The 25,943-nt window shown below is 41.1% G+C and carries 19 protein-coding genes; 6 read left to right on the top strand and 13 right to left on the bottom strand.

Annotated elements, in window-relative coordinates; all coding sequences use genetic code 11:
• Window positions 1-34 precede the first annotated feature (34 nt).
• Together NSQ58_RS26480 and NSQ58_RS26475 are read right to left on the bottom strand one after the other, a co-directional pair.
• Entirely contained in the window at window positions 35-1,294 is a 1,260-nt protein-coding gene (locus tag NSQ58_RS26480; protein ID WP_023988688.1) for a HAMP domain-containing sensor histidine kinase, read from the bottom strand.
• A gap of 3 nt (window positions 1,295-1,297) precedes the next feature.
• On the bottom strand, window positions 1,298-1,993 hold the full coding sequence (locus tag NSQ58_RS26475; RefSeq protein ID WP_023988687.1) for a response regulator transcription factor: 696 nt from the start codon (window positions 1,991-1,993) through the stop codon (window positions 1,298-1,300).
• Between the two features lie 474 nt (window positions 1,994-2,467).
• Between NSQ58_RS26475 and NSQ58_RS26470 the strand changes: the two genes are divergently transcribed.
• A complete protein-coding gene (locus NSQ58_RS26470; RefSeq protein WP_034095032.1) occupies window positions 2,468-3,376 on the top strand; it encodes an arginase family protein in 909 nt (302 codons plus the stop codon).
• Window positions 3,377-3,489: 113 nt separating this feature from the next.
• Window positions 3,490-4,113: a TetR/AcrR family transcriptional regulator gene (locus NSQ58_RS26465; protein WP_023988685.1), complete on the top strand. Its 624-nt coding sequence runs from the start codon at window positions 3,490-3,492 to the stop codon at window positions 4,111-4,113.
• Window positions 4,114-4,192: 79 nt separating this feature from the next.
• Here the strand turns inward: NSQ58_RS26465 and NSQ58_RS26460 are convergent, their stop codons facing one another.
• Both NSQ58_RS26460 and NSQ58_RS26455 read right to left on the bottom strand, forming a co-directional pair.
• Window positions 4,193-4,912: a DsbA family oxidoreductase gene (locus tag NSQ58_RS26460; protein WP_053325478.1), complete on the bottom strand. Its 720-nt coding sequence runs from the start codon at window positions 4,910-4,912 to the stop codon at window positions 4,193-4,195.
• A 43-nt stretch (window positions 4,913-4,955) separates the two neighbouring features.
• On the bottom strand, window positions 4,956-5,603 hold the full coding sequence (locus NSQ58_RS26455) for an NAD(P)-dependent oxidoreductase (protein WP_023988683.1): 648 nt from the start codon (window positions 5,601-5,603) through the stop codon (window positions 4,956-4,958).
• Between the two features lie 219 nt (window positions 5,604-5,822).
• On the opposite strand from NSQ58_RS26455, the gene NSQ58_RS26450 reads away from it, so the two are divergent.
• On the top strand, window positions 5,823-6,392 hold the full coding sequence (locus NSQ58_RS26450) for a TetR/AcrR family transcriptional regulator (RefSeq protein WP_175405202.1): 570 nt from the start codon (window positions 5,823-5,825) through the stop codon (window positions 6,390-6,392).
• 263 nt (window positions 6,393-6,655) lie between these two features.
• Here the strand turns inward: NSQ58_RS26450 and NSQ58_RS26445 are convergent, their stop codons facing one another.
• Window positions 6,656-7,174 carry a helix-turn-helix domain-containing protein gene (locus NSQ58_RS26445; RefSeq protein ID WP_053325477.1) on the bottom strand — a complete coding sequence of 173 codons (519 nt, stop codon included), beginning with the start codon at window positions 7,172-7,174 and terminating at the stop codon, window positions 6,656-6,658.
• Between the two features lie 195 nt (window positions 7,175-7,369).
• Here NSQ58_RS26445 and NSQ58_RS26440 point away from each other — a divergent pair, with 195 nt between their 5' ends.
• Window positions 7,370-7,747, top strand: a complete 378-nt coding sequence (locus NSQ58_RS26440; protein WP_025684497.1) for an EthD domain-containing protein — start codon at window positions 7,370-7,372, stop codon at window positions 7,745-7,747.
• Window positions 7,748-7,825: 78 nt separating this feature from the next.
• Here the strand turns inward: NSQ58_RS26440 and NSQ58_RS26435 are convergent, their stop codons facing one another.
• From NSQ58_RS26435 to NSQ58_RS26405, 7 genes are all read right to left on the bottom strand, one after another.
• Window positions 7,826-9,262: a glycoside hydrolase family 1 protein gene (locus NSQ58_RS26435; RefSeq protein WP_048481502.1), complete on the bottom strand. Its 1,437-nt coding sequence runs from the start codon at window positions 9,260-9,262 to the stop codon at window positions 7,826-7,828.
• A 24-nt stretch (window positions 9,263-9,286) separates the two neighbouring features.
• The gene (locus NSQ58_RS26430) at window positions 9,287-11,194 is read right to left on the bottom strand and encodes a beta-glucoside-specific PTS transporter subunit IIABC (protein ID WP_341058516.1); all 1,908 of its coding nucleotides are present in this window, start codon (window positions 11,192-11,194) and stop codon (window positions 9,287-9,289) included.
• Window positions 11,195-11,415: 221 nt separating this feature from the next.
• The gene (gene licT / locus NSQ58_RS26425; RefSeq protein ID WP_023988677.1) at window positions 11,416-12,249 is read right to left on the bottom strand and encodes a BglG family transcription antiterminator LicT; all 834 of its coding nucleotides are present in this window, start codon (window positions 12,247-12,249) and stop codon (window positions 11,416-11,418) included.
• A 1,752-nt stretch (window positions 12,250-14,001) separates the two neighbouring features.
• Window positions 14,002-15,570 carry a glycoside hydrolase family 32 protein gene (locus tag NSQ58_RS26420; RefSeq protein ID WP_226887818.1) on the bottom strand — a complete coding sequence of 523 codons (1,569 nt, stop codon included), beginning with the start codon at window positions 15,568-15,570 and terminating at the stop codon, window positions 14,002-14,004.
• Between the two features lie 72 nt (window positions 15,571-15,642).
• Window positions 15,643-17,262: an ABC transporter substrate-binding protein gene (locus NSQ58_RS26415; RefSeq protein WP_341058514.1), complete on the bottom strand. Its 1,620-nt coding sequence runs from the start codon at window positions 17,260-17,262 to the stop codon at window positions 15,643-15,645.
• Window positions 17,263-17,280: 18 nt separating this feature from the next.
• Window positions 17,281-18,162, bottom strand: coding sequence for a carbohydrate ABC transporter permease (locus NSQ58_RS26410; protein ID WP_013309484.1), 882 nt, complete (start codon window positions 18,160-18,162; stop codon window positions 17,281-17,283).
• A 14-nt stretch (window positions 18,163-18,176) separates the two neighbouring features.
• Window positions 18,177-19,061: an ABC transporter permease gene (locus NSQ58_RS26405; RefSeq protein ID WP_245248700.1), complete on the bottom strand. Its 885-nt coding sequence runs from the start codon at window positions 19,059-19,061 to the stop codon at window positions 18,177-18,179.
• Between the two features lie 506 nt (window positions 19,062-19,567).
• On the opposite strand from NSQ58_RS26405, the gene NSQ58_RS26400 reads away from it, so the two are divergent.
• Window positions 19,568-20,602 (top strand): LacI family DNA-binding transcriptional regulator, encoded by a 1,035-nt coding sequence (locus tag NSQ58_RS26400; protein ID WP_053325474.1) that lies wholly within the window; start codon window positions 19,568-19,570, stop codon window positions 20,600-20,602.
• Between the two features lie 22 nt (window positions 20,603-20,624).
• Window positions 20,625-21,599, top strand: coding sequence for a carbohydrate kinase family protein (locus tag NSQ58_RS26395; RefSeq protein ID WP_341058513.1), 975 nt, complete (start codon window positions 20,625-20,627; stop codon window positions 21,597-21,599).
• Window positions 21,600-22,172: 573 nt separating this feature from the next.
• Here NSQ58_RS26395 and NSQ58_RS26390 read toward each other — a convergent pair.
• A complete protein-coding gene (locus NSQ58_RS26390) occupies window positions 22,173-25,787 on the bottom strand; it encodes a GH32 C-terminal domain-containing protein (protein WP_445671683.1) in 3,615 nt (1,204 codons plus the stop codon).
• Window positions 25,788-25,943 lie beyond the last annotated feature (156 nt).

Genomic DNA, 25,943 nt, shown 5'->3' with positions numbered 1-25,943 from the left:
CGAAGCTTACAATAAAGTGAAGAGGAAGCTTACGTTATTGTAAGCTTCCTCCACTATCCCATTTATTAAACGAAACTCTAAATTCTGTTCCTAGCCCTAACTGACTTACAACGGTGATCATACCGCCTTGCTCTTCAATAATGGACTTGGATAAAGACAAGCCAATGCCAAGACTTTGCGGCTTTGTCGTTCTTCTCCCTCTATAGAATCGTTCAAAAATGTGAGGCAAATCTTCTGGGGAAATGCCTTCTCCTTGATCTCGAATGATTACTGTCTGGAATAATGAATTTTTTTCTAAAATAACATCAATTCCTCCCTCTAGTGGCGTATGTTCCAGTGCATTTTTAATCAAGTTAATCAAGGCTTCTGTTAGCCATTCTTCATCCGCCCAAACATACATATCTTCTCCACCATGAATGTGAATCTTCTGCTTCCTTTGCTCGGATAACATTCGCAACGAATGTACAGCATGATCGATCATTTCTCTTACTCGAACGCGTTCTATCAGGAACGTTATTGCTCCGGCTTCGACCCGTGCCAGCTTCAGCAAACTGATAATCAGCCATTCCATTCGCTCTAGTTGTTGACGGCCTCGATCCAGAAATTTCGTTCTCATTTCTTCTTTCATATGAGGATCATTTAGCAAATTTTCATTAAAAACGATGAGGATTGCTAGTGGCGTTTTGAGCTGATGCGAAATATCGGAAAGCAAGTTGCGTAGAAACATTTTCTCTTGTTGGAGTTGCCGAAGACTGTTGTGTAACCTTTCGGCCATCGCGTTAAAGTTTCGTCCTAATGCGCCAAAGTCTCCTTCATCATTCTCCGGAAGCGGTTGATCAAACTGATGTTCAACAACTTGCTCCGCTGCAAAGGTTATGGTTCGAATCTTGTTAAATATTTTGCGGTATTCCCATCCCAATAACAGCAGTAATGGAATACTATAAAGCAAAACCTGAGCCGCCGTTTTCATGGGTAAGGCGTTATCCGAGAGTACAGGTTGATCGTTTACGGGCATATCTTCCTTATATGCATATTGAGCCAGGCTGCGTTTTCCCTCTACGATTTCATTTTCTTGTGCACCCTGAGTGATAAAGTGGATAATTTCATTTTCTAGTTGAGGAGCTTGCTTCAAAACATAACCAATCAATGCAGCATTTTGATTAACCACGGCCTTATTGATCTGACTGACTTGATAACTCATATAAAAGAATATGATTACCGCTAACATAACTTGTAATACGATCGCTTTAACAGTAATAGACTTCCACTCTGGATTACGGACGAATTCATTCATGGTTTATCTCCCTACAATATCTGCATTCCATTTATATCCGACTCCTCGAACGGTAATGATGTATCTCGGTACTGCAGGAACATCCTCGATCTTCTCTCTTAACCTTCTGATATGAACTGAAAGGGTGTTGTTATCAATGAATTCTCCTGACATATCCCACAGACTGTTAAGGATGATACTTCTGCTGCAAATTTGCTTGGGGTGAGTCATTAACATCAATAGCAATCGATATTCCAGCCCCGTCAATAAAAGTTCCTGATTGTTTTTAAGAACAATTCCTTCTAGAACTCGAACTTCAATATCGTCGGATATCCATCTATTCGGTTCATCCTTGGGCTTATGATTGCGCCTTAATACGGCTTTCATTCTAGAGAGAAGTTCTTTGGTACGGAGCGGTTTGGTCATATAATCATCTGCTCCCAAATCAAGACCAGCAACAACATTTGTCTCCTCATCCAAAGCTGTCAAAAAAATGATGGGAACCTGGGATAATGCACGGATTTCCCTACACAGGTCATACCCTGAACCATCAGGTAAATTTATATCCAACAAAATTAAATCGACGTCGTCTGTCTTTAATGCCTTTCTGGCTTCTTCCAAGCTACCCGCAAGAACAACGCCATATCCTTCACTTGTTAAAGTATATTCAATACCGAACACCAAATTATCATCATCTTCAACCAGTAAAATTCGATTCATTGAGCACCTCAGTTTAATTCAAGAAAGTTTTTAAAATGCTTACTTATTATCGTACATAATTCCATTTAATTCCACTTTTCAAATAAATGGCGGCGGTAAAACTACACCGTTTTTCCACTGTATCATGAAAGATATTTTTCACAAAGCTGTTTAGTGGAAAATTTATTAAAGATAACTCTGGTTCACCCATTAAACGTCACAAAAAATCATCAACCAATGTGGAATAATTTTTAAGTTGAGAAAGCCTATTTCTAAGCCACAAAAGACATGTAGGTGTCGGGCCATTTTCTTCACATTCTGTGCAATGGCCGTCATCAACGCCTGCCTTTTATAAGCTCAATGATTGTCATTGTATAATCAGCATAATTTCAAATAGGCATTCCCTGTTATTTAGGGTTTGCAATATAAAAAGTAATCTTGTATCATTTTCAGTGAATGAACGATCACTAACTTAAATAAAAGGAGAAATATCTTATGAATGAAATGGATACAAGCCGTACACTGCGTTTGTTATTCCCTCAATGGCAAGGAGGGAACAACCCTCCTTACGTTCTGGGAGCTCACTTGTTAAACTGGCTTGCTCCCAAGTCTAATGGTCCTTTTGAAGAAGTACCCGTCGATCTGAACCCTAATGTAGAAAAAGAACAAGGTATAATTGCCAAAAGTACCGTATTGCAACAAGCTAGATCAGCCAAAAGTCTAATTCATAAACATAACCCTGAACGTATCGTTGTCCTTGGAGGGGATTGCAGTGTAGAACTTGCTCCTTTTTCTTATTTGAATGAGAAATATGATGGAGATGTTGCTCTGTTATGGGTAGATGCTCACCCTGATGTCTCGATCCCTGAAGACTTTGAAAATCATCATGCTCATGTTCTTGCCAATTTGCTTGGGGTAGGTGATCAGGAATTTGTTGCAGAGGTGCCCCATCTTTTTAAACCTGAACAAATCCTATATGTAGGATTGAACGACATGATCGATGCTCTTCACTCAGAGCCCATGAAAAATATGAAATTAGATATTGTAGGTCCCGATGAAATTAAGCAGGATAGTTCTAAAGTGCTCCAATGGCTAGCTGAGAAAAAACCGTCCAAGATTATTATTCATTTTGATCTGGATGTTCTGGATATGAAAGAATTCCGTTCTCTTCTGGTTGCTTATCCGGGAACATACGAAGAATACACCAAGAGCTTCCCACAAGGATCAAGTATGGAAACCATTATCCGAGTTTTGCAAGATGTAGCCAAATCCTATGATGTAGTCGGTCTAGGGATCACTGAACATTTCCCTTGGGACTCTTATTTCTTGGCGAACATGTTGTCTCGTTTACCTCTGCTTGGAGATATAGATAATAAAGAGCGTCCAGTCTTTAATACACTTTAATCCAAATGCAGACTATGGTAATGTACATGGTATGATGGATGTACATTATTTCGCGAAACAAGGAGGTTGCAGGGATAAGAGCCAAGAAGGTATCCCTGTACATTTGAAGTACAATGAATAACTCTGAACCGCCTAAATCGAAACGAATGAAACAAAAAGACGATAGCAGACGCTTGCTCATCGAGGCTGCTGTTCGATGTTTTTCACGCAATGGATTTCACAAAACAGGCATTGTCGAAATTGCAAAAGAAGCAGGAATGAGTGCAGGGAATCTGTACCGCCACTTTCCAAGTAAAGATGCATTTATTATTGCACTGGTGGAAGAAGAACAGCGCCATGCCTTGGCCAAAATGGAATTTAAAGAAACCGAAAAAGATCCTCTCGGACAGATTCTGACGATTATAACTAGTTGTGTCAGTAATCCCGTATATCCTATGGACCAGAGATTATGGATCGAAATTTTGGCTGAAGCTTCACGCAATAAGGGCGTGCGACATGTCTTCAATCAAAGTGATATCATCATGCGTGAATCATTCAAAAATCTGCTTACAAGTGCTATTCATGAAAAACAAGTAGATCCAGAATATGATGTGGAGACCCTTTCTCTCTGGTTGTATGCGCTGATTGACGGCCTTATTGCACGTACAGCCACTGACGAACATTTCAGTTTTGATCACCATATGAGTCAATTCAATCAACTGATTCGCCAAGCATTAAAACCCAAAGAGCTCCAATAAAAGAAACAGCGGTAGCTATGGACGAGAAAATAAAGTCCTAGACTGCCGCTGTTTTACGATTACTTTAATGGCGCCTCCGTCAGCTGTTTTTTGGCGTACAATAACCATCCTCGCAAACATTGCCTGATTCTTGGTTTAGAGTCGTATCTAACGTCATCAGCGGATGTTCCTCGTCCCATACTTTTTGCAGCGCCTCCAGAAACACTTCACTTGATTGTGCGCCTGAAATCGCATATTTGCGGTTGATGACAAAGAAAGGTACACCTGTAGCTCCAAGGCTGCTTGCTTCACGCCCATCTGCACGAACTTCATCCACATATTGCGTGCTTTCCAGCACGTTGAGCGTTTTCTCGCGATCCATACCGGCTTCCGCCGCTATGTCAGCCAGTGTGCCCGCGTCGCCGATATGCTTGGAATCTGTGAAATATGCTTTATACAGAAGCTCCAACACTTCCGCACTCTTGCCATAGGTACCCGCAAACTTGATCAATCGATGCGCATCGAGCGAATGAGTAGGGATTATTCGGTCAAATTGAAAATCCACTCCATCACCCTTCGCTTGTTGGGCAAATTGTTTATGCATGGCCTTGGCTTCTTCTCTGCTGCCACCATGCTTTGAAACATACAAGTCGTGTACATCGTAAGCTGGGTATTTCTCGGCATAAGGATCTAGCTGGAAGCTCCGGTACTCCACATTCACTTTATCTTTGGATGCAAACAGCCCCAGCCCGTCCTCGAAACGCTGTTTTCCGATATAACAAAATGGGCAGCCAATATCCGACCAAATCTCTACTTTCATTTCGTTCCTCTCCCTTCACTTGATAAACAGATCGAATCCTTTCTCAACTGTTGTATACAATCGGCATTTGATGAATTAAGGATGGCTCGGAAGCTGCATGATACATAAATTTAGCGATATTTTCTCGGGATACCCCCATTTTGGCTGGCTGATCGCCTAGCGAGTAAGCATAATGAACGTTTTCCTTATGCCTTACATTTGGATTAATAATCCGAACTACTGTCCAGTCTAAAGAAGATCGCTTGATGATTTCCTCAAGCTTTTTCATTTCGTAATAACCATTCGGAAACATCACCTTGGCCATAATTCCCGGTACAATTGTGGCAATCGAATTCCGATCCTTATCAGATTTCAAGGTTGGAGTAGCAAGTGTAATGAGTCGTTTCTTATTTAACTTTCTCATCGCATTTACAATAACCTCATGACCATCCGCAACAGGGGTACCTTTTAATTTTCTGGACGTATCAAGTGCGGGTCCCAATGTGCTAATGATGACATCGGCATTCGACAGTGCTTGTTCCACCAAGTCTTGATTAGATAATTGACCCTCGACAACATTTAGCTTCTCATGTTTCTGTCCAATTTTCCCCGCATTTCTAGCATAAAGGGTAACGTTATCCCCGTTTTGAATTGCTACCTCAGTCAAAATTTTTCCAATTGCACCACTACCACCAAAAAGCGTTATGTTCATTAGTCGATCACCTCGATATTTTATTGTTAGATTGCTCTTTTGACCCAATGAACATTTAGGTTACAGCAAAACTTTATCGAACTTTTGTTGAATATATAACGTCCGTTGGTTATTATTATATGGATTATGTTGATTTCTTCAATCGCTAAAAAAGTGATTTTTGTTTTATATTCAACGGATTCGAATAATTTGTTAAATATCTTCTGGAGGCTATACATTATGGGAGTTAAAATCGATCGTAGAATCCTAAAAACAAAGGCAGCCATATTTAATGCATTTATAGGTTTGATCTCGGAGAAGGATTTTGAAGAAATAACTATTAATGAGATTGCGGATCGAGCGAATGTTAACAGGGGAACCATTTATTTTCACTACACCGATAAATACGATCTTCTTAACCAATGCATCGATGAGCATTTGAGCAGAATGATCTCCGTTTGCATCTCAACCGATCCAAATCAGGAAAAGGTTGATTTTATTCATTCTTTGTTACCTGTTTTTCAATACTTTGAGCAGAACCATACGTTTTTCGCTTCCATGCTTTCGAATAAAGGAATCCCTGCATTTCGGGAGCATATGTTAGAGATCGTGACGGGGAACATAAAAGACCAAGTCAATATGGAGGACCTTAATAAGGGGTATGACAAGCTATTGATCACACACTTTATGGCCTTTGCATTCATTGGGGTAATCGAATGGTGGATTATAAATAACATGCCACATTCACCGAAATACATGGCCGAACAGGTATGGGGATTGTTTAAAAGGAATCAGGTGTACCCTTCATAAGCGAGATAACCCGTTCTTTAACTTAAAGATTAGCGAAAACAAGTTATTTGAGAACATCATGTATTACACGATGTTCTCAACGAGTATGAAAAATGAGGTATCACAATTCTGCATAGTTACTAATCGTCCTTCTTCTTAATTAGACCCCCAAAGAATACTTTATTTTCCTTGAACACCTATATGCTTAATGAAATATGTTAGAGGACCCATGCCGAATCCTGAGCTTGGCGACCCTTTTCCTCAAATACTTTTTTGAAAATGGACTATCTTGATGCTTGGCGTTCATTTCTTATCTTTTGTCTATACATCCCTGGAGCCAAACCAAAATGTTTGCGGAATAGTTTAGATAGATGTGCTGTATCCTGATACCCCACATACTCAGCGATCCAGTTGATGGTGTGATCGCTATTTAGCAGCCAGTGTCGTACCTCCTGAAGTCTAATATGTGTAATGTATTCTTTAAACCCACAATCGGTCTTCTGCTTAAACCACTGACTGAAATAGACTGGATTCAAATGGACTTCAGAAGATACCTCCTCCAACGTTAATGATCTTCTAAAGTGACAGTTTATATAATGTAAAACGCGTTGCACCGCAGGTTCCCCAGCTGTATTGATAAGTCTATCCAAAAGATCAGGTATTTCTGTCATACTTAGAAGCCAATCCGTATCCCCATGCAACTGATTCACAGTAATGACTTTAGCTCCTGCGTAATTCTTTGTGATCAGCTCCTTCACTTCCATGAAATCATTCTCGTCTATTTGTATAAGAAGAACACTCATGAGCTCCTTCCCCCTTTTATGCTCGAAGTATACGAATAGATTTTATGGAATAAAACATACCGTGAAACAGTACACATTCCAAACAATACTTGATTTACACCATGAAAATCTAGATTAAGACACTATTAGGATGTTCATTTCCATTGCTATAATAACAATATGTTAAATAAACTAACTCGAGGAGGCTAAACCATAATGGAAAGTATAAAAGAGTTAAATGTATATCCTGAAAAAGGACATAGCATCATGTTTGTGTTCCGAAGAAAACCAGGGATGTCACTTGAAGAGTTTCGCTATCATTATGAATTCACTCATGGACCTCTTGCTACCAAGCTTCCGGGGCTTATTTCTTATCGGCAGCATCCTACTCGAAAACCGGGGAAGGGAGATGGAGCCTACGTCCCCGACGAAGCACCCTATGATGCTGTTTCGTTATACATCTTCGAAAATGCAGCCGTAGCAGAGGCAGCTTGGGTTTCGCCGCAAGGTTTGTTAGTGGATGAAGATACACTAAAATTTATAGATACTGAGACCATGATTAGTTTGCCTGTTATCCCTCGGCAAGTCCTCTAAATTCATGTTCATAACATTAAATTTGAAACAGCCGAAACACCTCCATTCGTTATGGAACATGTTTCGGCTGTTTTACCTCTACTCTGTAATGATTTTTCCATTGGTAGCGATGACTTCTTTGTACCAATTGAAACTCTTCTTTCGTGTTCTCTCAAAAGTTCCCGATAAATCATCGTGACGATCGACATAAATGAAGCCATAACGTTTACGCATCTCTCCGGTGGAGTTGCTTACGATGTCTATGCATCCCCAACTAGTGTATCCCATGACCTCGACTCCATCTTGAATCGCTTCTGCGACTTGCACAAGATGCTCGCGGATATAATCAATCCGATAGGAATCCTCAACAATCCCCTTCTCATTCGGGACATCTATTGCGCCTAGGCCATTCTCGACAATAAACAAAGGTTTTTCATATCTGTCATAGAACTGATTTAACGTGTAGCGCAATCCCTTTGGATCGATTGACCAACCCCACTCGGAAGCTGAAAGGTACGGATTTTTAACCGCGCTCATAATATTGCCTCTGGATTGCTCATTAAGTTCAGGATCTGTCGTTGCACAGTAACTCATGTAATAGCTAAAAGAAATGAAATCGACCGTGTGTTTAAGTGTCTTCAGATCCTCTTCTGTGATATCGAGATCAATATTGGATTCTCTGAAATAACGCAGTATATACCCAGGATATTTACCTTTGACTTGCACATCTGCAAAGAAGAAATTCTCCCTGTCTTTACGCATGGCTTCCAACACATCCTCTGGTTTAGGTGTAAGAGGATACATTGGGCCACCCGCTATCATGCACCCGATCTGAGCATCGGGAATAATTTCATGACAAGCCTTCACTGCTAAAGCACTTGCAACGAATTGGTGATGGATAGCCTGATAAGTTACTTGCTCAGTTGCCTGATCAGGATAAATTCCTCCTGCAATAAAAGGACCATGAAGCATCATATTAATTTCGTTGAATGTCAGCCAATACTTTACTTTGTCCCCATACCGATCGAAAACAACTCTCGAAAAACGTTCAAAAAGAGTAATCACTTCTCGATTAGACCAGCCACCGTACTTATGGACGAGTCCAAGAGGCATTTCATAATGAGAAAGTGTAACTAATGGTTGAATTCCGTATTTGAGCAGTTCATCAAATAACCGATCATAAAATTCCAGACCTGCTTCGTTAGGAATGGCTTCATCTCCATTCGGAAAAATCCGGGTCCACGCTATAGAAGTTCTTAGTGTTCGGAACCCCATTTCTGCGAACAATGCGATATCCTCGGGGTAACGATGGTAAAAATCAATGGCCTGGTGTTTGAGATATTCACCATCAGGCTTATCCAGGATCTGACCGAATATTCCGTCCGACAACACATCTGAGACAGATAATCCCTTACCATCCTCCAGATATGCACCTTCGATCTGATTCGCAGCCACGGCTCCGCCCCAGAGAAAGTCAGGGGGGAATAAATCCCCCGACGTTTTAATTTCATTCACCGATTTTTTTGTAAAATCCATTGTTTTTCACCCTCCAAATTTTCTTTATCCGATTACCTTCATTAAAGGATCTTTTTCATCAATACTTCCGATTGATTCTGCATTAACATCGACATAGTCATTATAATTAGCTACAATAATAGGAGTTACCGTGTCATAGCCAGCTTTTTTAATCTGTTCTATGTCGAACTCAACCAACAGATCGCCAGCCTCAACATGTTGACCTACTTCAACGTGAGTCTCAAAATGTTGACCATTCAGTTTAACGGTATCTATGCCAATATGAATCAATATTTCTGCTCCACTGTCAGCCACAACAACAATGGCGTGTTTCTTCTTGAAAACAGTCGCGACCGTACCTTTCACAGGTGACACCGCTCTTCCTGTAGTGGGTCTAATTGCAATTCCTTTGCCCATCATACCAGCTGCAAAGGCAGGATCACTGACTTGCGAGAGTTCTACCACTTCTCCATGAATAGGACTAAGAATAGGTTGAACACGATCTAGATTATTAAATTGTACCGTTACGGGTGCTCTAGGATCACTCTCTATCGTCCCTGTAATTGTATTATTCGAAGAGACGGCTACAGCTTCTTTTCTCTCTGGAATATCTTCGAATCCAATAATGAGTGTCAGAACAAAACCAACAACAAAACTAACTGCACAGCCGATCAAGAAATACAGGAATGTGGAACCGAAGAAAAATGGTAACCCTGCAATCGGCCCGGTACCAATTCCCGTGGCACCAACTTTAAACCATCCCATTACTGCACTGCCCAGGCCTCCAGCAATAGCAGCTGCGATCAACGGTTTTTTTAACTTAACGGTTACACCGTAAAGAGCAGGTTCGGTAATCCCGATAATGGCATTCAGTGCTGCTGTTCCAGCTACAGCCTTGAATTCTTTGTTTTTGGTTTTCAAATATACCGCAAGAGTCGCCCCTGCCTGACCCGAATTGGCTGCAACTGCAATCCCCATTATAAAGTCAACACCATACTTAGAAAGGGATTGGAACATGACTGGCAAGAACCCGTAATGCATACCTGTGATGACAATCAGCGGATAAAATCCTCCGAGAAGAAGCCCCGCTAGCCATCCATAGTTCATGTATAGTGAAATAAATCCGACGGCGATTCCATTTCCTATGAGTGTACCAGCAGGTCCAAGCGCAATAAGAATGATAGAAGAAACAATCAACAATGTAAGCAGTGGCAAAAAGATAGACTGAAGAACCTTAGGAATGATACGTTTTAAAATCTTTTCCACATAAGACATAAACCACACGCCCAGAATAATGGGTAATACAGACGATGCGTATATGACTGAAGTAATCGGGATGCCAAGTAGGGTGACAGGTGATTCACCGTTCAAAAGAGCACCTAAGTTAGGATGAATCAAAACACCCGCAATCGCCCCAGCGACATATTGGTTAGCATTAAACTTTTTCGCCGTACTAAAAGCAAGAAGGACAGGCAAGAAATAAAAAGCCGCATCAGCGAATACAGATAGCAACTTATATGTGCTACTTTCCAAAGATACGAGTTCAAAAGATGAGAGTAATGTGATAATCCCTTTAAGTAATCCCGCCCCGATGATTGCTGGAATGATTGGAGCAAAAATACTTGAGATGACATTAAAGAAGGAATTGAGAATCCCTTTGAAGCCTTTCGAACCTGATGCAGAACTACTATCATCCGCAACTTGACGGTTACCCAGTAATTTTATAAATTCGCTGTGAACATCGGATACCTTATCCCCAACAATAATTTGAAATTGCCCCCCATTGACTGTCGCTCCCATAACACCCTGTATAGCCTGAATACCAGCTTTGTCTGCTTTCTCATTGTCTTTAAGGGTAAGACGCAATCGAGTTACACAGTGAGTTACATCTTTTACGTTTTCTTCTCCACCTAATAAAGGCAGTATTTCTCGTGCAATTTTCTGATTGCTCATGCTGATCCTCCCGGGATTTTAATGAAAAACGGAAACAAAAAAAGACCCAAATTCAACCAACTTACGCCCCGCGGTAGTCGTAAGTTCGTTAGAATTTAGGTCTTGCCTGCTCGAAGCAGTTACAATCCTACTTATCCTAAAGAATTATTCAGTTTGTGAATATGAACATAATTTAGCACGTACTTTGGAATCTGTCAACGCTTACATCAGGTGTAAAGATCTCAACTCCTGTTGACCACTCTTTCAATATGGATCGTCAAATAGAGTAATTCGTCCTTGTTTAAGAGATAATCATAGCTTAGCTTGATGTATTCTTTGATTTTCCAGGCACATTCATAAGATGGCTTATACTTTTCTTTCACAATATTTAGCAATTCCTCATCTTTACTTTCCGTCATAATTTTATTAAACATCCGCTGGGAAAAAAATTTGAGATGAGTTACGAATCTGAAATAGTTAAGCGATTCTTCATCCAAATCAATTCTGAATGTATATTGAACAATGTTTAGGATTTCCTTAATTAATCTTGTGATATTTGCCGCTTCAGGTACATTTTCGTTCATTTGAGCATTAACGATATGGAGGGCAATAAAGCCAGCCTCATCTTCAGGGAGTTCCACACCAAGACGCTCTTTAATTATGGACAGAGCTTCCATGCCGATTCCAAATTCCAATCTATAGAATCGTTTTATTTCCCAAAGGAGTGCATTATGAATATCTATCCCTTGTTGATGACGTTCGATTGTAAAATTAATATGATCGGGAAGCGAAATATATATGCTTTCATTCAGTTTTCGATTCGTTTTCTGCATAGCATAGTTAATAATATCTTCTGTAAGCGACATAACCTCCAACGATATTTTGTTTAATAACGTCTTTAGTCTATCGGTAAGTTCCTTATTCTCAAGGCTAAATACTTTTTCAATTTTGGACTTATCAACGGTGTCGCCTTTTTTCTTTTGAAAAGCAATCCCTAAACCCATAATCACCAATTCCTTGTTGTCTTCATTCATCGCCGTGATCACATTATTGTTGATCACTCTTGAAATCAACATGAATATCCCCCCAATGTTCAAAAAGCATCAAAAAAAGACAAGTCTCCATTGATCACTACGCTTGTCTGAATTGTATGTGATTCTAACATTTTGCTCAAATGAACGTCAATTATCAAATTCAATGTAAGGCTGTGTAGCCATCAACATTTTTGTTGTGCTGCACTTACTACGGACATGATTTTTTTAGCTAAAATAAGACTTCTCAGACAAGTAAGAGACAATTAATAGGCGTCCTACAAACCATATGAACCATATGTTGCAACTTTCCATGCCACCTGGCGAGGATTACGCCAACGCCAGATTTTTCTACTAACCTTTACCACTCTTAATATCATCCTCTGAAAGTCATAGTTAGTTCGAGCGAGGCATCACGAGTATGGCCAGGGATGCTTTCCCACAGCCCTTACTTGGCGGTACTTCCACTCAGAGAAATTTTATATATAGCGAATCAGTGTGATTAATCTACAACACCTCCAAGATTATTCCCGATCTCTCTCATAAATAGGGTATTATCTTGAAGGTGTTTAAATTTTTCCAACACTATGCAATTGTCTGTTACTTTCTGTTAGTTTCCCCAAGTTTAACTCTTCTTTATAGATAGACTATAAAAAACATAGCTATAAGCCCTTTTTTATTTCAAGCTTAGTCCGATTTATAGTAAAAGCCAATTGCAAAATAAAAAATACGTTCCTAAATACCCTATATAATGTGTTTATATATATTTTGTATACTGTATATAGTATATAGTATATAGTATATAAATTTAAAATAAGTCTAATCTGTCTGGATGTTTCTTGACCATTATTTAATTGCGTACAGCATCTCTTCCCAAGCTGTTATCCCCCTTGAAAAGTCACTTTTAAATTAGAAAACCTATTAATTTATCTCCTTCAAATCACCAATACTGCTCTTAGAAAATCTAAACATAAAAACATGCTCTACTAACACTACTTAGAAATTAATATCTCTTATTTAGGTGATACTACCTAATAGAGGTAATAGATATGGAATAACACATATTGGAGCACAATTTGCCTGAGCTAGGTCATACGGAAGGGTTAATTATCTGTATTAACTGCTAAGCCATTTCCTAAGCAGCCTTATGGATGAGATGCATTTTCAACTTGCAGTAATGGGGATTTTAAACGTGGCGAATTATTCTAACTTGGGAGACTGTATTGCCACCCCATATCCTATAAACATATAACCTTATAAAATCATGTTTTATTAATTTCCATGTTTGATCTTCATTTGATACACTCGAAATCACTTCTAAATATCGTTCTTTTTCTTTCCCGTTCTATCAGCTAGAGTATATTCAAGAAATGAAAACTTGATTTCTAACATATCGTATCTCTTATTAAGTTCAAAGAACTCAAGACCATCAATTATAATCTTCTCTCTCTTATGGAAATTATAATTGAGGATAATTGACCAGGGCATGCACGGACAGATTCTTACGCCTTTCACCACTGCAGAGCAATCGCCCTTATTCACTTTTAATGAGATTGCTCCGTGGTCGTCTTTCGAGTTCTGCTAACTTTCCAAGGATATGAAAACACCCGATACGGTTGTGAGCCGACCGGGTGTTACGTGTCCAGGCAGAAAAATGTTACTTTAATTGGTTTTGAGGACCAAGTTTCAGATACGGATGCACGCAACCGGGCTGTAACCACTTCGTCGAATCAAGCCAATGCTTAACGAGTTCCGTCGTGAGATAATTAAAATTTGAATAATATCAATAGTTAACGTCTAGACATTCTCATTTCCCCAAATGCTTACTAGATCATTGATTTGAAGCGATACGACCTTTAGTTCTCCGCCAATGGCATAGAGTTCCAGCCCCCTGCTTTCCAAGTCCGGGAAAATCATGTCTGAAATGATTGTTTCTCCATGATTTCCGAAGACCTCGACACTTGACCAATCCACGTAAATACTCAGTTGTACCCGTCCATGCTCTGGCTTCATAGGGGCCTTGTGTATTGCTGTGAAATCGGAATGAAAATCAATGGCGCTCGACTTCGTCCGATCGACGAACAAGTCCCCATTCGAGATATTATATCCAATGATCGTCTCCTGATTAGAAGACTTCCGCACTTTAAACCCGAATTCCACGGCAGTGCTGATTTCAAATTCTGCAATAATTTCTGCCTTTGCAGCAGAGAAATCAGACAACACGTTCATACCTGGCTTAATCGTCAAGTCTTGCAGAGACAAAATTGGTTTTCTTAGCTGACTTAATTCACTTATGGGTGCTTGGATTAAGTGAAGTCCCTCCGGATAAGTCCTAAGCTGTAGCTCACGGGGAATTGACATCTTGCCACGCCATTCCTCTGAAGGTAGCGTGGTACCATAACGCCAATTGTTCATCCAGCCGACCCAAATCTTTCGACCGTCCTCGTTTGGAATCCCATTCCAGGTCACGGCCGCGTAAAAGTCTGATCCGTAGTCTACCCATTTAATAGTATCGAAAGATTCCAACGTTCCATCCAGAGCAAATGCCTTACCGTCAAAGTTGCCTATGAAATACATCATGCCAGAACCACCTGCCGGTGGTTCCGGATCATCTGGATTCACACCATTTCTATCCCCGACACTTAGCATCAGAATCCACTTCGTGGTATTAGGATCCTCATCCACTTGGATTTGAAATATATCAGGACATTCAAATATCCCTCGGTGGATATGCGGAATGTCAGAACCGAATTCGCTTGCAAAAGACCATTCTTTCAGGTTTGGAGATGTGTAAAATTCTACACGTTCTCTTACGGCAAGGACCATTATCCACATCGACGATTCATCATGCCAAAACACCTTCGGATCACGAAAGTCTAGCGTTTCCATTGGGAATAAAACCGGGTTACCTTCATATTTTGTCCAGGTTCGACCTTTATCCCTGCTGTAAGCAATGCTTTGCACCTGCGGCTTGCCGGGCTGAGCCCTGTTGCCCTCATTCGTATAAATTGCAACCAATCCTGATCCTTCTTCGTTGAAAAATCCGCTTGTATTGTTCTTATCCACCACCGCACTTCCCGAGAAGATCGCTCCGTCCTCTCCAGGCGGAATTGCCGGTGAGAGTTCGTCCCAATGTATTAGATCCTTGCTTACCGCATGCCCCCAATGCATGCGGCCAAAGTCAGGCTGCGTATCATGGGGCGTATGCTGGTAGAACAGGTGGTACTCTCCTTCATAGTAAACCAAGCCGTTTGGATCGTTCATCCAATTTTTCTCAGGTGAATAGTGGAATTGAGGCCTGTATGTCTCCCTATAATAACTGTTTCGTGATCCTTTTCTGCTGCTACTGTCGCCCGTTAGGAACATGTCTTTAATGGTATCCACTCTCCTATTGATTGTTGATAAGGTGTTTAACAGCCCAACCACCTTTTATATATTTCAGCCTTGATCTTTAAGATATCGGTCGTAGCCTTTCTGCTTGATTTCCAGCCATTTGTCTAGTCCCAGTCTGGACAGCTCGGCCTTATATTCCGCCCATTCTTCTTCCACTTTGCCTGTTTTGATCCATTCTGCCCGTTTGCGGTTAACGTAAGCAAACAAATCGGTTTCCAGTGTGGAGATCTGCTTCTGATCCTCCAGCGAGAAGAAGACTTTCGGGAAATTATGGTCAGCCTTCATATAAGGAACGAGTCTTTTCTTTATGAGCTCGAGCCTCCCCACTGCATCGTCGGGCTTGGTCGTTACTTTTCCGTAATATTCGTCAAGAATTGCCAATGGACCACCGATATTCGTTTTTTGACGCAGCTCGACTGGCGCAGTTCCCTTAAGCGGAAGATGCTTCAGCATATGACTCGCTTCATCGTATTCAAAAATGTTCTGCTGAGTTTTGTCGCCGTAGGTGCCCCAGTTGTCCTGTACGGACTGGATGGGTTCATACAGTTGGTCAATCCATTTTGCTGTAAGCTCAAGATTTTTGTTGTCACTGGTAATCACCATTCTCCCCCGGTCAAAGCCGAGATTGTTCGTGCGGGTCACATTGACTTCACCGCTTGGCCCCGCGAGCGGATTCATCAATTCATATTTATCGTTGTCTCCTGAAATGTTCGCCTTATCCCATTGAAAATAGAGACCATATTTTTCATTCTGTCCTTTGGCCAGATACGTATTGTAATCCTGCTCGAATGACTCTTCGTCAATCAGGTTCAGCTTATACAGCTCATTAAGGTATTTGATTCCCTCTTTATAACCGTCCTGATCGGCAGTGAAGACCACTTTCCCCTCATTGGTCACTACAGTATGATCGCCGTTGTCCCCAAGACCGAATGATCCAAACAGAAAATTCAGGTCCTCATTGCCGTTATTGAGTATAAAGGACAGCGGGATTTCATCCGCCTGGCCATTTCCGTTAGGGTCGTCATTTTTAAATGCGAGCAGAACTTTTTTTAAATCCTCGGTGGTTTTTGGCATTTTAAGTCCCAGCTTTTTCAGCCACTCCACATTGATCCATGGCATGTCGTTTACAGAATGAATGCTCTCCTTCCCGGCCCCCAGCTCTTCAATCCAAGGAAAAGCATAAATATGCCCGTCCTGTGCAGTTATCATGGATTTGTACTCAGGTGCTTCCTTCAATACCTTCTGTAGATTCGGCATGTATTTATTAATCAAATCCTCCAGAGGGATAATGGTTCCATCCTGTCCGAGGTTCAACAAATCATAGTCGGAATAGCCGGCATCCAGTATGGCATCTGGAAGATCTCCACTGGCAACAGCCAGGTTTCTTTTTTCAATGAAGGAATCGGAGGTGAAGTTGGTAAAATCGATATGCACCCTTGTTTTTTCTTCCAGTCTTTTATAAATCAACTTTTCATTTGGATCGGAAGGTGCCAGCGGCGAGCTTTGAGTCATAAAATGCAAAGTAACTTTCTCTTTAAGCGGCAGAGTAACATTTTCCAGCTTGTAATCTTCGGATGCCGCGGAATTATTGCCTGAACCGCCACATCCGGCAAGCAGTGAAGTAGAAAGTACCAACACAGACAATGTTAGTAATGTTTTTTTCATCTCTATACCCCCGGTTTTTTATTTGATCGAACCTACCATGACACCCTTTTCGAAATACTTCTGGAAGAATGGATACATGACAATCAAAGGCAAACTTGATATGACAATGGCAGAGTACTTAATCATTTCAGACAATTTCTTAAGCTCCGCTTGTGCCATCGCATCGGCAATCATGCCGGGCTGAACCTGATTCTGTATCAAAATGGAGCGCAGTACCAGTTGAAGCGGAAACAGCTTCGGATCATCCAAATAAATCATGGCGTCGAAATAAGAATTCCACTGTCCGACAAAAGCGTATAAAGCTAGAACAAAAATAATAGGCTTGGAAAGCGGCAGAACGATTTTAAAGAAAATACTGAGCTCGGAAGCTCCGTCTATACTCGCCGCCTGGAACAGCTCTTTCGGAAGTCCCTGGAAATAAGTCTTTGCCAGAATAATATTGAATACGCTGATCGAGCCGGGCAGAATAATGGCCCAGACCGTATTCAACATGCCTAAATCCTTAATCACCAGATAGGTAGGAATCAGACCCCCACCGAAAAACATCGTTATCAGGAAAAAGATCATAATGGACCGTTTCCCTACCAACTCTTCAATCGCAAGCGGATAAGCCGCGAAGACGGAAAATAATACGGTTGCGAACGCAAAGGCTGCTGAATAAAAAATAGCATTAAAAAAACCGCGGATCATGGCACTGTTGCTTAGGATTTTGGCATATCCCGTGAGTGTCCAGTCTGATGATGTAATGGCAAACCCTTTGGTAATCAGGGTATTTGGAGTTAAAAAGGACGAAAGCACCACATAGACCAGCGGTAACAGAATAGCGAGAACAAACAAACCAAGTAGAATATAATTGATGATGAGCAGAATCCGGTCCTTCCCGGTGTAATGAATATCCATAAATACCTCCTTCTTTAATACAGCCCTTCTCCTTCGTTCAGCTTCTTGACGACGGTATTTACGAAAATCAACAGGAATACATTAATTACGGAATTGAACAACCCGATTGCCGTAGAATAAGCATAATCGCCGGATTGCAACCCCACCTTGTATACGTAAGTTGCGATGATTTCCGAGGTTGGTGTGTTCAGAGCCGTCTGCATCAGGTAAGCCTTTTCATAGCCGATCGACATAATACCTCCTGCAGCGAGAATGAACAGGACGGCCATGACGGGTTTAAGAGCTGGCAGATCAATGTGGAAGATTCTCTTCATCAATGAAGCGCCATCAATTGTTGCAGCGTCATGCAACTGCGGGTCCACATTGGCTAAGGTGGCCACATAAATGATAGAGGACCAGCCCGCTGTTTGCCATATACCGGACAAAATATATACCGTTCGGAAATAGGCGGGATCAGTCATAAAAGAAATCGGCTTGCCGGTGAAGGTTGTTACCAAAGCGTTCACTATTCCAGCTGGCGATAGAAAAACAAACAGCATACCGGCAACAACAACAACCGAGATGAAGTTAGGTGCGTATACAATAAGCTGAATATTCTTCTTGAGCTTCGCTCCTCTGATCAGATTTAGCATTAAGGCCAGAATAATCGGTACTGGGAAACCGAGAATAAGACCGTAAGCGCTTAATTTAAGCGTATTCATTAAAATGTCATAAAAATTTGGTGATGAAAGAAAGCGCTGAAAATGTTCAAATCCAACCCATTCGCTGCCCATGATTCCTTTTCTTGGGCTGAAATTTTTAAACGCAATGATCGAGCCGTACATGGGAATATACTTGAAAATGACGGTAAGAATTATGGACGGAAGCAGAAACAAATACAATATATAATTTCGAACCATGTAGCTTAACCAATGGTTTCTTTTTTTTGTTTCTGAAGCCTTTAGTCCCCTTTTTTGAACGATCGAATTCCCCAATGTTTTCCCTCCTACTGTTCACGGCTTGTTATACGACACAAAATATAAGCCATGTTATGTCACCTCTCTGACATAATTCACCAAGATGTTTTCAAATACTTGCTTGTAATATCCACACCTCCAACAGAACTATAATTTTACACATCCCCAAAATGAATGGGTTTACAATTTACATTTGAACACTTTTTACTCTTACAATTTAGCAGATGTATATTTAATTAGTCAATATATTTCGGGTGGATAAATTCATTCAAAAAGCATATTTCAAGATAATTATAATGTTTTTAGCAAAAATACATCAAAAACACACGATATAAATAAACAAATGTAAATTTTTATTGTTCATTTGAATAAATTCATTGTTAAAAACATGAAAATACTATATATTTAGAAATATGGAGAATCTTAATTCGGAGAATAAGGTGAACAAAATGACGAGAAAGTCAAAGGTTACGATACAAGATATCGCTGATGCCTTGGGGATTTCTAGAAACACTGCATCCAAGGCGCTTAATGGAGTAGAGAATATTCCTGCCGTAACGAGGGACAAGGTGATCAAAAAGGCAGTGGAGCTTAAATACAAACAATTTTCTTATATGGAAACAGCCTCTGAAAAACAGGGCAATATCGCACTTTTGACCTGTAATCTTCCCAATAGTTCACACTTTGGATCGCTACTGATCAGCGGGCTGGAGAAGGAAATCAGCAACCAGGGCTATACATTATCCATTTACTTTGTCCGTGAGAACGATATCAATTCGATGACCCTGCCCGGCAATTTCGAACCTTCGAATGTGGCTGGCATCTTCTGCATCGAAATGTTCAGCAAGGAATACAGCAAGATGATCACAGATCTTTGCATCCCAACCATTTTTATTGATTGCGCTGCGGATATGATGTATCCAGAATTGAAGGCGGATCTGGTATTAATGGAAAATGAACGCAGCACATACTGTGTTACCCGGAAATTAATTAATCATGGCTATGAAAGCTTCGGTTTTGTAGGCGATTACAATCACTGCAAAAGCTTCAATGAACGCTGGACCGGATTTAATAAGGCCTTAGCTGAAGCAGGAATCGCCGTAGATCCTGCTCATAGCATTGTAGCGCCTGACCGCAACTTCTTTATAGAGGAGAACTGGATGGAACAGCAGTTGGATGCCCTGAGGGAGTGTCCCTCCGTCTTTATTTGTGCCAATGATTTCATTGCCATCAGCGTGATCAAATCTTTGAAAAACAAAGGGATTAAAGTTCCGGAAGATGTTGCTGTCTGCGGGTTCGATGATGCTTCGGAATCCCGGGTTGTCGAGCCTCATCTTACAACCGTGCATATTTATAGTAGTCAGATGGGTATTATTTCAGCCGAAATGTTATTGTCCAGAATCAAAGACAATACCATGCCATACCGAGTGACTCATGTTGCAACGGATATCGTATACCGGGACTCGACCCCTGTTCTAAACTAAATCTACCAAGAGGTGAATCAAAGTGAAAAATGACAGAACGGTTCTTTGTGTGGGCGAGCTGCTCATTGATTTTTTCTGCACGGATATTGATGTTAATCTTGCCAAGGGTCAGTATTTCTCCAAGCAGGCCGGCGGCGCTCCCGCAAATGTAAGCGCAGCCGTAGCCAAACTCGGAGGAAAAGCGTCATTCTTGGGGAAAGTCGGGGCTGATCCCTTTGGCATGTACCTGAAGCAAACTCTGGATGAGCAGCATGTGGATACGTCCATGCTCCTTTTTGATCCGGCAACGCCGACTACACTGGCCTTTGTTTCCCTTGCGGCTAACGGCGAACGGGATTTCGTGTTCAACCGCGGAGCTGACCGTCAACTGTCTCTGCAGGACATTGATAGAGAATGGACCCGGCAGGCTGCCATTCTGCATTTTGGCTCGGCAACGGCCTTGCTCGCCGATCCTTTCCGAGAAGCGTATTTGTCTTTATTAGATGGAGCGAAGGCCAATGGGCAATTCACCTCCTTTGATCCCAATTACCGGGGGGACCTCTGGAAAGACAGGCAGGAGGAATTTATCACACTGTCCAGAAGAGGAATACACAATGCGGATTTGGTAAAGGTAAGCGAAGAGGAATTAAACATCATTACAGGGCTGGCTGACCGCGATGCTTCATTGGAACTTTTGCATGGGTTGGGAGCCAAGACGGTGGCAGTTACCTTGGGGAAAGAAGGAACCCTCATCTCAAGTGGTGCCTCCCGTTCGTTAGTCGGCAGCATTGCTGTCAAATTGATCGACTCTACTGGTGCCGGAGATGCCTTTGTCGGAGCAATGCTGTATCAAATCAGCCAGTTGAGTCAGCCTAAGGCATTTACCTCTAACGCGAAGCAGCAGCAGGAATTTGTGACACTTGCCAATCAAGTTGGCGCCATCGTGTGCACTAAAGTTGGAGCGATTGCAGCCTTGCCGTCGTTGGAAGAAGTTAATCGTTTCGTAGCGCAAGGTTGAATCTAGGAACGTAAGAACTGCAAAAGGTGTCCGACGATCTCTAAGGTCGCTGGACACCTTTTTATGTAGAGATCCGTCGTTCATTGGAAAGATGCTGCTGATCAGGGCACCTTCCAATGAATGACGAAAAGCTTGGTCGATGAAAATGAAAACTTTTATATCGCAAATGAAAGAAAAAATTATTCGCGAAGTACCAAAAATTGTGCAACCAAGCCTATACAAATAGAGTGGTTGCATTAAGTCAATTTACACTTAGCCTGATTATTTTCTGATTTTGCTGATGAAAAACGGATATTCAGGGAACACTTCAATCTCCAGTTCCGATACCAACATTACATACTTGGATTTCATCAAAAATATCGAATGTCTTCTTATGTATTCTTCAACCCATATATAGAAGGTATCGTCTTCAATCATAACCGCTTCTGTAAATTCCCTGCTTAAGCTTGGATTTTATAAGGGTAGTTTTGATTGGAAACTTTGTGTCGATGTAAAAAAAGTTTGTGTCGCTGCTGCGCGGCGACACAAACTAAACTCATAGAGATACAAATGTCATTATTTAACCAACTTTAATCATTCATCTTTATGTTTTAGTTTCACTTTAACTTCATTAAAAAAAGCCGTTGTATCCCATACATTGAGACCAAAGTTTCCTTCTTTATAAGTTTGATCTTTTGTGTCGATAACTAATTTATTGTTCAAATAAACCTTAGTGATGTCGCCTTGCGCTTCTACTTTGAGATGATAATCTGTATTTGGCTGTAAATCCAGTTTTCCATCATTGTTATATGTCGCAATTTCATATCCGGTTCCATCAACAAATTTAATTAATTTTACAATATTATTTTTTATATCAACATTTGCTGCATACGAATTCTTTGCAGTTAAGTCAGAACGAAAAACCAATGAACCTGCTCCAATGGAGTTATCTATCAAATCTTTTTCAGAATTACCGGGGTGGGAATCTGTATCTGGCACGTTTATATTGGCTTCATATACAAAATTCCTGCCGGTCACTTTTGATACTATGAAAGCATCTCCCTTACTCTGTCCCTGTTTTCCATGAATGGTGTCCGCCCAGTTCCCGTTAACGATGGTCCAACCTGATAAGTTTGATTTAAAAGAAGAGTTCTTTTCTTTCCATACACTCTTTAGAGGATATAGGTCCAAAGATTTCAGCTTCACATTTCCGCCCTTACTATAAATTTTTAATCCTTTGCTTGCAGAATCCGCGAATATCTGATCGGTAATCACGGTCGTACCATCATTACCGAACACCTCTACAGCTGATCTATCAACAATTACCTGCAATTTAACCGTGCCGTTTTTTGCCTGTAATGGTCCCTCATGCTTGCCAACTACACTACTTCCGTAATCGAAATCTCCTGAATGAGTCCGGTCTACAAATAATTGTTCGTTGTAGACATCGTAACCGACAGTAGTATATTGCTCACCTCCTTCACGGATCTTGAAGCCAAATTCTGTTGCCTTAGTATCCGATACATCAAACAAAGCGATCAGTTCAAATGTATCTTCTGATAAATTAGAAAGAAGATGGCTGTTACCCGATATCATTTTATTGGTATACGATATACGATCCCCTCTGTCACGAATGCTTTTTAGCGAAATAGGGGTTTGTTTTAAACGTAGACCCTTTGTGGTTTGAGTGAGCTCCATCTTCCGCGGCAGTGTTGTTGAACTTCTCCACGTTGAGGTGGGTGTATCGTTGGCATACTTCCAATTACTCATCCAGCCGAGCCAATATTTCTCACCCTTCTTCCCTTCTACTCCACTCCAATCCACAGCAGCATAAAAATCAGCGCCATAGTCAGTCCATAACACTTTATCGGAAGTATTTTCATTTTTAAACGTTTTACCGTCAAAGCTGCCTACAAAATACTGCATGCCCGATCCGCCTGCCGGAGCACCATCATTTATACTTACCTGTAGGACCCACTTTCTTTTTGAAGGATCGCCATCAACCGGCAATTCGACTAACGTAGGACATTCCCATACTCCTCCGATGCTGCCGTTTGTGGAAGGAATCCACTGTCCAGAAACAGCGGACCAATCTGTGAGGAGACCGCTTTGTTTCATATCTGTTTTCTCCGGCTCTTTTGCAACCTGGTCAACTTTATCCGATATGGTCCCTTCATTATAAACATTAACATCATCAACATTTATATGACCGTAACCATCTTTGGCATGGTCTACTACCTTGATATATAATACTTCACCAATATATTTGGACGCGTCCCATACGTATTTTGAATATTTTTCTTCATTAAATTTTATATTGGCCTGGCGGATCAATTCTTGATCGTCGGCTGCTCTGACCAATGATACATAGGTATTGTCGCCATCATCGCCTGCTCCTAGTAACAGATTGATTTCTCCGGATCCGCTTAATTTAAAATAGGAGGAATGCAGTTCACCCGTTGCTTCATCTCCCTCGTGAAGCTTGGAATATCCCCACAAGTGATAATTCCCCTCATGTCCGAAGGGTCCACCCCAATAAGTCGCTTCACTGGATACATGATCATTCGAAAAAGTATCACCCTGGGTCACCGTCCATCCGGTTAAATCGCCTGTTTCAAAATCATGATTGATGATTTCTTTCTCATCGGTCATGATATTTCTACCCAGTTGAACATCCTGAAATATCGCAGAAGAGTGCAAAAGATGTAATCCAAAATGGCCGGACAGGAAGGTTGCATCATCGATATCATGAATGAGATTTCCGTCCAGATACATCTTTATATTTGTTCCAAATGTGCTCACTTTTAAATCATGGCTTTGATAAGTATCCAGCGTTACTGTGGTTTCAGCCAGAACCGTTTTATTCCCGTCTTCCATTTTCACAATTTTCACTTTATCGTTTAAAGCATCGATACTCGCCATATATCCATTTTTCGCATCAGCATCCGTCCGGAAAACAAGTGATCCTGTTTCATCTCCTCCCTCTGACAAATCTATAATCGCATTATATATAAAGTTGTCCCCAGTCTTACCACTTATGATAAAAGCATCATCTGCAGATGTACCGCTTTTCCCCTCCATGGTATCTTCCCACCGGCCGGTTACAGCTGTCCAATTAGATAGATTGGTTGCATAGTTAGAGGTGTTCTTGAAATTCACATTTCGGAAGGAAGCTGTTGAATTCCAGGCGGTCAGACCGTAATAACCATAATCAAATTCAGTATCCGTTTCTTTAATTACAGACTGATTATCTATAAACACCTGAATGTCATGACCATATACGTCTACCTGCACGTTGTAAGTTGATGAGGTTCCCAGGGTTAAAGACTTGCTAGCAATTTCTGTATTCGATCCATCGACATTCTTATTTAAAGTAACGACATCATTTTTGGCATCCAGGCTGACGACATAACCGTTTTTCGCATTCTTGTCAGCACGAAAAACCAGACCTCCTGAGCCTTCCCTGCCATTCTTTTTATTAAGGGTAATATCTCCCTCATAGGTGAATGAACCGCCTTCCTGTGAAGACATAGCGTACGAAGTGGTATCCACACTGTTGGCCTGTATTCCGTTATCTTCACCAAATTCGCTTGCATAGGTCCACTGTTTTAAATTGGGGGAAGTATACAACATTACTTTATTCGCTGCGGCCAAAGACATCACCCATTGTCTGGAGTCTTCATGCCAGAATACTTTAGGGTCTCGCCAATCCGATATCGGGGGATCCGGCATTACCGGATTTCCTTCATACTTGGTCCAGGTTCTGCCTCTATCTAAGCTGTACGCAATACTTTGAACCTGGCCGTTATCCCCGGAATGAGTGAAGATCGCAACCATCGCTTCTTTTCCGAACCCTGCTGTATTGTTCCAATCGATCACAGCACTTCCCGAGAAAATCTGACCGTTTTCATCTGGATACAACGCAATCGGTAAATGTTTCCAATGAATAAGGTCTTTGCTCACCGCATGCCCCCAATGCATCGGTCCCCATTTCGTCCCATAAGGATGATACTGGTAAAAAAGATGATATTCACCCTTATAATAAACCATTCCATTCGGGTCGTTCATCCAGTTAGCCTCAGGCGAAAAATGAATCTGATTACGGTAAGGTTCATCGTAATAACCAAGATCCGCTGCAAAGGCGGGAGTTAATGGTAAACTAAATACCATAAAGCAAATAAGCAACATACTTAACTTCCTCTTCACCATCTTTCACATCCTCTTTTAATATTTTGAACACCTAGTGTTATTCTTAACATCACAAATAAAGCGTTTACATTTATCTCTATAACTCAATTTCTTATGTTTACGCTGTTTTGGTCACAAAAATCCGACAAAGTCCGGCCAAGGATGACTCCCTGACCG

The sequence above is a fragment of the Paenibacillus sp. FSL M7-0134 genome, assembly GCF_038007865.1.
Classification (GTDB): domain Bacteria; phylum Bacillota; class Bacilli; order Paenibacillales; family Paenibacillaceae; genus Paenibacillus; species Paenibacillus polymyxa_B.
This window is presented reverse-complemented; position numbering and strand designations above follow the sequence as displayed.

What these genes read in the sequence shown, in the direction of transcription:
- NSQ58_RS26410 (WP_013309484.1), bottom strand. Translation starts at nt 18,162, where the DNA reads ATGGATATTCATTACACCGGGAAGGACCGGATTCTGCTCATCATCAAT.
- NSQ58_RS26470 (WP_034095032.1), top strand. Translation starts at nt 2,468, where the DNA reads ATGAATGAAATGGATACAAGCCGTACACTGCGTTTGTTATTCCCTCAA.
- NSQ58_RS26440 (WP_025684497.1), top strand. Translation starts at nt 7,370, where the DNA reads ATGGAAAGTATAAAAGAGTTAAATGTATATCCTGAAAAAGGACATAGC.
- NSQ58_RS26460 (WP_053325478.1), bottom strand. Translation starts at nt 4,912, where the DNA reads ATGAAAGTAGAGATTTGGTCGGATATTGGCTGCCCATTTTGTTATATC.
- NSQ58_RS26465 (WP_023988685.1), top strand. Translation starts at nt 3,490, where the DNA reads ATGAATAACTCTGAACCGCCTAAATCGAAACGAATGAAACAAAAAGAC.
- licT (WP_023988677.1), bottom strand. Translation starts at nt 12,249, where the DNA reads ATGTTGATTTCAAGAGTGATCAACAATAATGTGATCACGGCGATGAAT.
- NSQ58_RS26400 (WP_053325474.1), top strand. Translation starts at nt 19,568, where the DNA reads ATGACGAGAAAGTCAAAGGTTACGATACAAGATATCGCTGATGCCTTG.
- NSQ58_RS26435 (WP_048481502.1), bottom strand. Translation starts at nt 9,262, where the DNA reads ATGGATTTTACAAAAAAATCGGTGAATGAAATTAAAACGTCGGGGGAT.
- NSQ58_RS26430 (WP_341058516.1), bottom strand. Translation starts at nt 11,194, where the DNA reads ATGAGCAATCAGAAAATTGCACGAGAAATACTGCCTTTATTAGGTGGA.
- NSQ58_RS26415 (WP_341058514.1), bottom strand. Translation starts at nt 17,262, where the DNA reads ATGAAAAAAACATTACTAACATTGTCTGTGTTGGTACTTTCTACTTCA.
- NSQ58_RS26405 (WP_245248700.1), bottom strand. Translation starts at nt 19,061, where the DNA reads ATGGTTCGAAATTATATATTGTATTTGTTTCTGCTTCCGTCCATAATT.
- NSQ58_RS26480 (WP_023988688.1), bottom strand. Translation starts at nt 1,294, where the DNA reads ATGAATGAATTCGTCCGTAATCCAGAGTGGAAGTCTATTACTGTTAAA.
- NSQ58_RS26390 (WP_445671683.1), bottom strand. Translation starts at nt 25,787, where the DNA reads ATGGTGAAGAGGAAGTTAAGTATGTTGCTTATTTGCTTTATGGTATTT.
- NSQ58_RS26450 (WP_175405202.1), top strand. Translation starts at nt 5,823, where the DNA reads ATGGGAGTTAAAATCGATCGTAGAATCCTAAAAACAAAGGCAGCCATA.
- NSQ58_RS26420 (WP_226887818.1), bottom strand. Translation starts at nt 15,570, where the DNA reads ATGTTCCTAACGGGCGACAGTAGCAGCAGAAAAGGATCACGAAACAGT.
- NSQ58_RS26475 (WP_023988687.1), bottom strand. Translation starts at nt 1,993, where the DNA reads ATGAATCGAATTTTACTGGTTGAAGATGATGATAATTTGGTGTTCGGT.
- NSQ58_RS26455 (WP_023988683.1), bottom strand. Translation starts at nt 5,603, where the DNA reads ATGAACATAACGCTTTTTGGTGGTAGTGGTGCAATTGGAAAAATTTTG.
- NSQ58_RS26445 (WP_053325477.1), bottom strand. Translation starts at nt 7,174, where the DNA reads ATGAGTGTTCTTCTTATACAAATAGACGAGAATGATTTCATGGAAGTG.